The sequence below is a fragment of the Lawsonibacter sp. genome (assembly GCF_022777125.1).
Classification (GTDB): domain Bacteria; phylum Bacillota; class Clostridia; order Oscillospirales; family Oscillospiraceae; genus Lawsonibacter_A; species Lawsonibacter_A hominis.
Genome location: NZ_JALFGV010000058.1, coordinates 1 through 9,075 on the forward strand (window position 1 = coordinate 1; position 9,075 = coordinate 9,075).

9 protein-coding genes are annotated in these 9,075 nt (G+C 64.2%); all 9 read left to right on the forward strand.

Translation table 11 applies throughout. The annotated features are described in order from the left end of the window. The coding region (locus MR825_RS04710) for a V-type ATPase subunit (protein WP_287879205.1) at positions 1-297 on the forward strand (297 nt) is incomplete at its 5' end. 36 nt (positions 298-333) lie between these two features. After that, complete coding sequence (locus MR825_RS04715; RefSeq protein ID WP_186907945.1) at positions 334-2,280, forward strand: V-type ATP synthase subunit I; 1,947 nt, start codon at positions 334-336, stop codon at positions 2,278-2,280. Between the two features lie 15 nt (positions 2,281-2,295). Continuing rightward, on the forward strand, positions 2,296-2,733 hold the full coding sequence (locus MR825_RS04720; protein ID WP_186907946.1) for an ATP synthase subunit C: 438 nt from the start codon (positions 2,296-2,298) through the stop codon (positions 2,731-2,733). A gap of 73 nt (positions 2,734-2,806) precedes the next feature. Beyond that, positions 2,807-3,115, forward strand: a complete 309-nt coding sequence (locus MR825_RS04725; protein WP_186907947.1) for a V-type ATP synthase subunit F — start codon at positions 2,807-2,809, stop codon at positions 3,113-3,115. Between the two features lie 23 nt (positions 3,116-3,138). Further along, a complete protein-coding gene (locus MR825_RS04730) occupies positions 3,139-3,774 on the forward strand; it encodes a V-type ATP synthase subunit E (protein ID WP_186907948.1) in 636 nt (211 codons plus the stop codon). Continuing rightward, positions 3,771-5,537 carry a V-type ATP synthase subunit A gene (locus tag MR825_RS04735; RefSeq protein WP_256176438.1) on the forward strand — a complete coding sequence of 589 codons (1,767 nt, stop codon included), beginning with the start codon at positions 3,771-3,773 and terminating at the stop codon, positions 5,535-5,537. The genes MR825_RS04730 and MR825_RS04735 overlap by 4 nt, the downstream gene beginning before the upstream one ends. A gap of 112 nt (positions 5,538-5,649) precedes the next feature. Beyond that, on the forward strand, positions 5,650-7,056 hold the full coding sequence (locus MR825_RS04740) for a V-type ATP synthase subunit B (RefSeq protein WP_186907950.1): 1,407 nt from the start codon (positions 5,650-5,652) through the stop codon (positions 7,054-7,056). Positions 7,057-7,086: 30 nt separating this feature from the next. Then, the gene (locus MR825_RS04745; protein ID WP_186907951.1) at positions 7,087-7,698 is read left to right on the forward strand and encodes a V-type ATP synthase subunit D; all 612 of its coding nucleotides are present in this window, start codon (positions 7,087-7,089) and stop codon (positions 7,696-7,698) included. Positions 7,699-7,918: 220 nt separating this feature from the next. After that, the gene (locus MR825_RS04750) at positions 7,919-9,046 is read left to right on the forward strand and encodes a GGDEF domain-containing protein (RefSeq protein ID WP_256176437.1); all 1,128 of its coding nucleotides are present in this window, start codon (positions 7,919-7,921) and stop codon (positions 9,044-9,046) included. The last annotated feature ends 29 nt before the right edge of the window (positions 9,047-9,075 follow it).

Consider the following 9,075-nt stretch of genomic DNA (forward strand, 5'->3'; position numbering starts at 1 on the left):
ATGATCCACATCCTGTGCGCCGCACCCGATGCCGCGGCGGTCTTCGCCCTGATCCGTCAGACTCCCTATGCCGCCAGCTTTGAGCGCGTGGAGGCGGCGGAGGTGGAGGAATATTACCGCCGGGCCTTTTACGCCTTCAACCGGCGCTGCCTGCTTACCGGGCCCCCTTCGATTTATACCGCCATCGCTTATCTGGATCTGAAGGAACTGGAACTGCAGGTGGTGGTGAATGTGATCGAATCGGTGAAATACGGCGTGCCTTACAACGAAAATCTCGCCCGACTGGTGGGGCAATGACGCCCCCCGGAGGCGATCACGGAAGGAGATGACGCCATGTCCGTCGTACCTATGAAGCTGCTCACCATGGCCGGGCCGCTGGAGCGGTTCGACGAAGTGGTGCGCACCTGCGTCATCGATCAGCAATTTCACCCTGAGAGCACCCTTCAGATGATGCACGGGGTAAAAGGCCTGATGGCGCTGGACTACAGCAATCCCTACGCCGCTCTGCTGCGCCGGGCGGAGGAGGTGGCCGACGAGGCGGGCGTGCCCCTGGATTACGCCCCCTTCGATCCGTCCCTGGATTCCGACGGCCTTTCGGCCTACTTCGACCAGCTGGAGCAGGAGATGCTCTCGCTGAAGCGGCGGCAGCAGACGCTTCAGCAGCAGGCGGAGGAGTCCCGCACCGCAGCGGAGCAGCTGGAGAACCTGCGGGGCCTGGGCACCGATCTGGATGAGCTGTGGGGTCTGGACTATGTCCGCTTCCGCTACGGCTGGATGCCCCGGGAGACCTTTGACAGCTTTCAGGTGACCCTGAACGACGAAGAGGACATTTTTTTCTTTCCCACCACCCTGGGCTCCCACCGGGTCTACGGAGTATACTTTACCACCCAGGAGGCCCACCGGAGGGTGGACACGCTCTTCAACTCCCTTCACTTCACCCGCATCCATATCGACGTTCAGCCCCACGGCACCGCCGAGGCCGCCATCGCGGCCCTGGGCCGTCAGGCGGAGCAGGACGCGCTGGCAGCCGACCAGGCCGGGCGGGCCCTGGCCACCCGGCGGGCGGAGGAACGAAAGCGCCTGCTCTCCGGCTACTCCTATCTGCGCTATCAGAACGAGTGTTACGACCTGCGGCGGTATGCCTGCCGCAGCCGGGACAGCTTCTACCTGTCCGGCTGGGTGCCCGCGGAGGCGGTGAACGCCTTTCAGGAGAAGATGAGCCGGTTTCCCAACCTGTCCTGCGTGGTGGACGACGCGGGAGACGTGGAGTACCTGAAGCCCCCCACCAAGCTGAAAAACAGCTTTCTGGGCCGGGTGTTCCAGCCCTTTTTGGAGATGTACGGACTGCCCGCCTACAACGAAGCCGATCCCTCTCTCTTCATGGCCCTCACCTACTGCCTGTTCTTCGGCATCATGTTCGGAGACCTGGGCCAGGGGCTCTGCCTGGCCCTCATCGGGCTGGTGCTGGCCCGGTGGAAGAAATTGTGGCTGGGCAACATCATCGCCTGCTGCGGCCTGTCCGGCGCGGTGTTCGGCTGCGTATACGGCAGCGTCTTCGGTTTTGAGGATCTCCTGCCCGGCTTCAAGATCATGGAGGAGAGCACGCTCTCCGGTCTGGGCGTGGTGAGCAACGTGCTGCTGCTGCTGGTCGCCTCCATCCTGCTGGGCGTGTTTATGCTGCTGCTGGTGATGGTCATCAACATCTGCAACGGCGTGCGCCAGAAAAATTACGAAAAGATCCTGTTTGGTCCCAATGGGGCGGCGGGCATCGTCTTCTATGCCGGCGTTCTCATCGCCGGCGCGTCCGCTCTGCTGGGCGTGGATCTGGTTACCCCCGCCTATGTGCTTGGGGTGCTGGTGCTGCCGCTGGCGCTCATGCTCCTGCGCCAGCCTCTGTCCAAGCTGCTCGCCCGCGAAGCGGACTGGTACAAATTCAGCGTGGGCGAGGTGCTGGGCACCGGGTTCTTCGAGCTGTTCGAAACCCTGCTCAGCTACCTGACCAACACGCTGTCCTTCATGCGGGTGGGCGCTTACGCCATCACCCATGTGGGACTGATGCTGGTGGTGCACATGCTGGCCGAACTCTCCGGCGGCGTGGGCGGACCGGCGGGCATCGCGGTGCTGATCCTGGGCAATCTCTTCGTGATGGGCTTTGAGGGCCTGCTGGTGGGCATCCAGGTGCTGCGTCTGGAATTCTACGAGCTGTTCGGCCGCTTTTACGACGACGGCGGCGTGGCCTTTGCGCCGAAGCAAATCAACTATTCCAGCCGTGTCAATTGATTGGAGGAATCTGAAATGGTCAAATACGTGGTTCTGCTCTTTGCCGCCGGCGCGGTTTTCTCCCCCCTGTTTCTGATCGGCATCCGCCGCTATACCGGTCAAAAGGCCAAGCGGGCCCTGGGCGCCAACATCGCCAGCTTCTTCGCCTGCCTGATCCTGGCCAGCGCGGCCGGCATCGGCGGCACCGCCTCCGCAGCCGACGTTACGGCAGCCGCGGCGGCGGCCGGCGCCGGCGCCGGTCTGGCCGAAGGCCTCAAGTACGTGGGCGCCGCCCTGGCCGTGGGCCTGAGCGGCATCGGAGGCGGCATCGCCGTGGCCTCCTCCGCCTCCGCCGCCCTGGGCGCCATCTCGGAAAATGACAAGGCCTTCGGCAAGGCCCTCATCTTCGTGGGGCTTGCCGAAGGCGTGGCCCTGTACGGCCTGATCGTGGCGCTGCTGCTCCTGTTCGTATAACGGCGGGTTTCCGTAAACACGTTTCCCCGGACCCCATGCACCGGGCCCGGCGGAACGGCTGTGAGGCTGTTTTATGAAATACTTTGTCATCACCGACAGCACCGATACCCAGGTGGGCCTGCGCCTGGCCGGGATCGAGGGCGTGGTGGTCCGGGAGGAGTCCCAGGTGCGCTCCGCCGTGGAGGCCGCCGCCGCCGACCCGGAGATCGCCGTGCTGCTCATCACCGAGAAGCTGGCCGCGCTGTGCGGGGACCTCATCATCCCCATGAAGCAGAGCGCCCAGCGCCCCCTGGTGGTGGAGATCCCCGACCGCCACAGCGCCGGGCGCTCCCCCGATTCCATCACCCGCTATATCCGCGAGGCCATCGGCGTCAAGCTCTGATGCGCTTCTAAGGAGGTTTCCATATGCCCGATATGAAAAAGAAGCTGGACCGCTTCACCGCCGCCATCCTGGCGCAGGCGACCCAGGAGACCGAGCGCACCCTGGACGACGTGCGCCGCCGCCGGGACGAGGCCTACTCCGCCGCGGAGGATCAGGTCCTCCGGGAGGCCTATCAGTACATCCACCGGGAGGTCGCCCGCATCAAATCCGAGTCCGGACGCGGCGTCTCCAAGCACATGTTGGACAACAAGCGCAAGCTCTATCTGCGCCGGGAACAGATGGCCCAGGAGACGTTCGCGCTGGTGCGGGAGAAGATCGGGGCCTTTACGAAAACGCCCGCCTATCTGTCCCGCCTGCGGGCCCTGCTGGACGAGGCCCTGGCCACCCTGTCCGGCAGCACGGAGGTACAGGTCTTTCTGCGCGCGGAGGACCTGCCCCTGGCGCAGGCGCTGCAGGCCTCCTGCGGGGGAGCGCGCCGCCTGACCTTCCGGGAGGGCGGCTTTCAGCTGGGCGGACTGGTGGCCGAGTCGGAGCAGCTGGGCCTGCGGGTGGATTCTTCCTTCGACAGCGCCGCCGGCGAGCTCTCCGGCCATTTTGCCGAGCTGTTCGGCATCTCCCTGTCCGACGACGATTCCCCGGAAGGAGGGAACGCGCAATGAATACCCCCTATGTGATCCACGGGATCAACGGCCCGGTCGTCACCGTCACCGGCGGCCGCGGCCTTGCCATGATGGATATGGTCAACGTGGGAGACGAAGCCCTCATCGGCGAGGTGGTGGGCGTGCACGGCGGCGCTGCCACCGTGCAGGTCTACGAGGACACCGGCGGGCTGCGCCCCGGCCAGCGCGTGACGGGCCAGGGCGCTCCCATGTCCATCCTGCTGGGTCCCGGCCTGCTGGGCCATATCTTCGACGGCATCGCCCGCCCCCTGAAGGTCATCGAGGAAAAGACCGGGCCTTTCCTGGGCCGGGGCGTGAACATTCCCGCGCTGGACCTGGAGCAGGAATGGGACGTGACGCTGCACGTGAAGGCCGGGGATACGGTCCGCCCCGGCATGCTGTATGCCTCCTGTCCGGAAACGGGCGTGATCACCCACCGCTGCCTGATCCCCGACGGGCTCGCCGGCACGGTCACGCAGGCCGTCCCCGACGGGCGGTACCTGGTGGACGAGGCGCTGGTGCAGGTCACCGACGCCCATGGGCAGGTCCATGCGCTCAAGCTGGCCCAGCGCTGGGCCATCCGCACCCCCCGGCCCATGGCCGAGCGGCTGCCCATCGACCGCCCGCTCATCACCGGACAGCGCATCATCGACACGCTGTTCCCCATCGCCAAGGGGGGCGCTGCCGCCATTCCCGGCCCCTTCGGCGCAGGCAAAACGATGACGCAGCACCAGCTGGCCAAGTGGTCGGACGCGGACATCATCGTTTATCTCGGCTGCGGGGAGCGGGGCAACGAGATGACCCAGGCGCTGGAGGAGTTCTCCGAGCTGTTGGACCCCAAGACCCATCAGCCCCTGATGATGCGCACCATCCTCATCGCCAACACCTCCAACATGCCCGTGGCCGCCCGGGAGGCCTCAGTCTATACCGGCATGACCATTGCGGAGTATTACCGCGATATGGGCTACCATGTGGCGCTGATGGCCGACTCCACCTCCCGCTGGGCGGAGGCGCTGCGGGAAATCTCCGGCCGGCTGGAGGAAATGCCCGCCGAGGAGGGTTTCCCCGCCTATCTGGCCTCCCGTCTGGCGGAATTCTACGAGCGGGCCGGGTACGTCAAAACACTGGAGGGCAGGGAAGGCTCCGTCACCGTCATCGGCGCCGTCTCGCCCCAGGGCGGCGACTTTTCCGAGCCGGTCACCCAAAACACCAAGCGCTATGTGCGCACCTTCTGGGGCCTGGACCGTTCCCTGGCCTACGCCCGCCACTTCCCCTCCATCAACTGGCTGACCTCCTACTCGGAATACGCGGCCGAGCTCAAGCCCTGGTACGATCAGCACGTGGGCAAGCGCTTCGTCCCCTGCCGCCAGCGCATCGCCTCGCTCCTGCAGGAGGAGGCCAAGCTGATGGAGATCGTCAAGCTCATCGGCGCGGATATCCTGCCGGAGGACCAGAAGCTGGTCATTGAGACCGCCCGGCTCATCCGCGTGGGCTTTCTTCAGCAGAACGCCTACCATGAGATCGACACCTATGTGCCTCTGGAAAAGCAGCTGAAGATGATGGAGCTGATCCTGAAGCTCTACGACGGAGCGAAGGGACTCATCGCCCGCTCGATCCCGTTGTCCCAGCTCAAGGCTACCGGCATATTTGAGTCGCTGACCAAAATGAAGTATGAGGTGCCCAACGACGATCCGGGCAAATTTGCCCCCTACGAGCAGGCGGTCGACGCCGCGCTGGCCAAGGTGAACCAGGCAAACCAGTAAGGACCCGGGTCCGCCGGAACCTCTGCCGCCGCGGCCGGCGGCAGGACCGGCGTCCTCCCGCCCTTGCAGGAGGCGGCCGTCCGCCGCCCCGCATATCAGGAGTTGATTCATTATGAGATTGGAATACATCGGCCTTTCCGAGCTGTCCGGTTCCCTGATCGCTCTGGAGGGCGTAACGGGCGCGGCCTACGACGAAATGGCGGAGATCACCCTGGAAAACGGGGAGCGCCGCTACGGGCGGGTCATCCTCCTCGACGGGGACAAGGCCGTTCTGCAGGTCTTTGAAGGCACCCGGGGCATTTCCCTGGAAAACGCCCGCACCCACTTCACCGGCAGGGCCATGGATCTCGCCCTGTCGAAAGAGATGCTGGGACGCATTTTTGACGGGGCCGGCCGGCCCATCGACGGCCTGGGAGAGATCTACCCCGAGCAGCGGCGCAACATCAACGGCTCGGCCATCAACCCCGTCTCCCGTCAATACCCCCGCAGCTGTATCTACACCGGCATCTCCGCCATCGACGGCTGCTCCACCCTCATCCGGGGGCAAAAACTGCCGATCTTCAGCGGCTCCGGCATGAAGCACAACGAGCTGGCCGCTCAGATCGTCCGTCAGGCCAAGGTGGCCGGGGACGACGGGGAGTTCGCCATCGTCTTTGCGGCCATGGGGGTCAAAAACGATACGGCCGAGTTCTTCCGCCGCAGCTTCGAAGAGGCGGGCGCCCTTCAGCGGGTGGTCATGTTCCGCAACCTGGCCTGCGACCCCATCATCGAGCGCATCCTGACCCCCCGCTGCGCCCTGACGGCGGCGGAATATCTGGCCTTTGAGCACGGCTATCACGTGCTGGTCATCCTGACCGACATGACCTCCTACTGCGAGGCCGTGCGGGAATTCTCCTCCTCCAAGGGCGAGATCCCCTCCCGCAAGGGCTTCCCGGCCTACCTGTATTCCGACCTGGCCTCTTTGTATGAGCGGGCGGGCATGATCCGGGGAAGGGCGGGCTCGGTGACGCAGGTGCCGGTGCTCACGATGCCCAACGACGATATCACCCACCCCATTCCCGACCTGACCGGCTATATTACCGAAGGGCAGATCGTACTGGACCGGGATATGGATCAGAAGGGGATCTACCCCCCCATCGCCATTCTGCCCTCCCTGTCCCGCCTGATGAAGGACGGCATCGGCAAAGGCTTCACCCGGGACGACCATCCCGCCCTGTCCAACCAGCTCTTCGCCTCCTACTCCAAGGTGCAGGACGCCCGAAGCCTGGCCAGCGTCATCGGCGAGGACGAACTCTCCGACACCGACAAGCAGTACCTGGCCTTCGGCCGGGCGTTTGAGGAGCACTTTGTCCGTCAGGACGAGAACGAGAACCGGACGATGGACGAGACGCTGGACCTGGGCTGGAAGCTTTTGACCCTGCTGCCCCGGACCGAACTGGACCGGATCGACGATGAGACCATCCGCGCCCACTATGTGGAGGGCGCCTGCCAGTCCCTGCTGCCCCGGGAGCAGGGCTGAACCGATCCCCGCGAAAGGAGCTGATGCCGTATGGCCGCCGTACTGCCCACCAAGGGCAACCTGATGGCCGCCAAGCGTTCCCGCGCTCTGGCCGCCACCGGCTACGAGCTGATGGACCGCAAGCGCAATATCCTCATACGGGAGCTGATGGGGCTGATGGACACCGCCAAGCAGCTCCAGGGCCAGATCGACACGGTCTTTACCCAGGCCTATGAATCGCTCCAGACCGCCAATATCCATCTGGGCATCTGCGACCGCATCGCGGAGGCGGTGGAGGTGGACGACAGTCTGGACATCCGCTACCGCTCGGTGATGGGGGTGGAGCTGCCCCGCATCCCCGGCCAGTCCCCGCCGCCCCGGCCGGAATACGGCTTTGTGCGCACTTCCTCCGCCCTGGACGACTGCTATCTGAAGTTCTACCGGGTCAAGGAGCTTACCCGCCGTCTGGCGGAGGTGGAGACCTCCATCTACCGCCTGGCCCAGGCCATCAAAAAGACTCAGAAGCGGGCCAACGCCTTGCAGAACATCGTCATCCCAGGCTTTGACGAGACCATCCGCTTCATCACCGACGCGCTGGAGGAAAAAGAGCGGGAGGAGTTCGTCCGCCTGAAGGTCATCAAGCGCGCCAGTACAAAACGGTAGCGCGGTACCGGTACGGCGGCGGGAGCGCGTACCGGGTGCCGTCCTTCCAACGGGCGGATCACCGCCTGTCTCGGCCCCCCGGGGGACGTACCGCCGATGTGTGCCGGCGGCACGTCCCCCCGGCTTCGCCTTTGGGATTCTGTTTTCCGTTCGATTCTGCGTGACATCCAACCGGCGCAATGGTATAATCACTCCATCAAGCCCTCGATTGGAGGACGCTATGCTCACACGAAACGAACCTTCCGAGATCAATCTGATCCACCGCGAGTATCAGCGGATCAACGAAAAATGGCTCCGCCTGCATGTGCACCTCACGCTTTCGATCGCGCTCTTTGTGGGCGCGCTGGAGATCGCGCTCTATTTTGCCCTGCGGTATATGGACATCGTTTCCTCCTCGCGGAACATCTATTTTATAAAATATTTTCTGATCCCTACCAGCTTGAATCTGGGCTTATCCCTGTTCTGCCACCTGGTCCAGCGCAGCCGGCGCATCCCGCTCCGGGGGAAGGCCTACGCCGTTTCCCTGTCGCTTGCAGGCATCGGCCTGATCCTATATTCGGTACACAGCGTCTTTTCCTCTCTGGTGCTTGCCGTCGCAATGCCCATCGTACTGACCACGGTGTACAGCGACCGGCTCCTCACCACGGTGACCGCCCTGTCCAGTATCGCGGGCAAGGTGCTCTCCGATCTGCTGCTCCAGTGGGACCTGGATGTGGTCAAGGACTTTTCCGACCGGGAACAGCTGGCCGATCTGGTCCTGTCGGTGGTCGTGCTGTTTGCCATCTATACCCTGTGCGACGTTCTGATCCGCGTGGAACAGGAGAAAAACAACGTCAGTATCCGCCGGGAGCTGGAACGGCAGCATCTGCGGGAACAGGCCATCACCGATCCCCTCTCCGGGACCTGGAACCGCCAGGGACTGGAACAGGCGATCGCCGAGCTGGACGCCAATCCCACTGGGTCATACGCTCTGGCCATTCTGGACCTGGACGAATTCAAGTCCATCAACGACACCTACGGCCACCTGCGGGGAGACAAATACATCCAGGAGCTGGGCAAGGTGCTGAACGACTGCGGGGAGGGGATCCCCTTCCGGTTCGGCGGAGACGAATTCTGCATCCTTTTCTGCAACCATTCGCAGGAGGACGTGCTCGCCGCCTGCCGCAGCATTCAGCGCGCCTTTGTCCGTTCTCCCTCCAACCGCACCTATCACCGCGTCACGCTGAGCATCGGGGTCGCGTTCCGCACCCCGGGGATCAACGGGAATCAGCTGCTCCAGCAGGCCGATTCGGCCCTCTATCGCGCCAAAGCGGACAAGGGCAGCATCTTCTTTTACCACCCGTCATAAGCCTCAGTGGCGCGCCGCAAAAGCGGCGC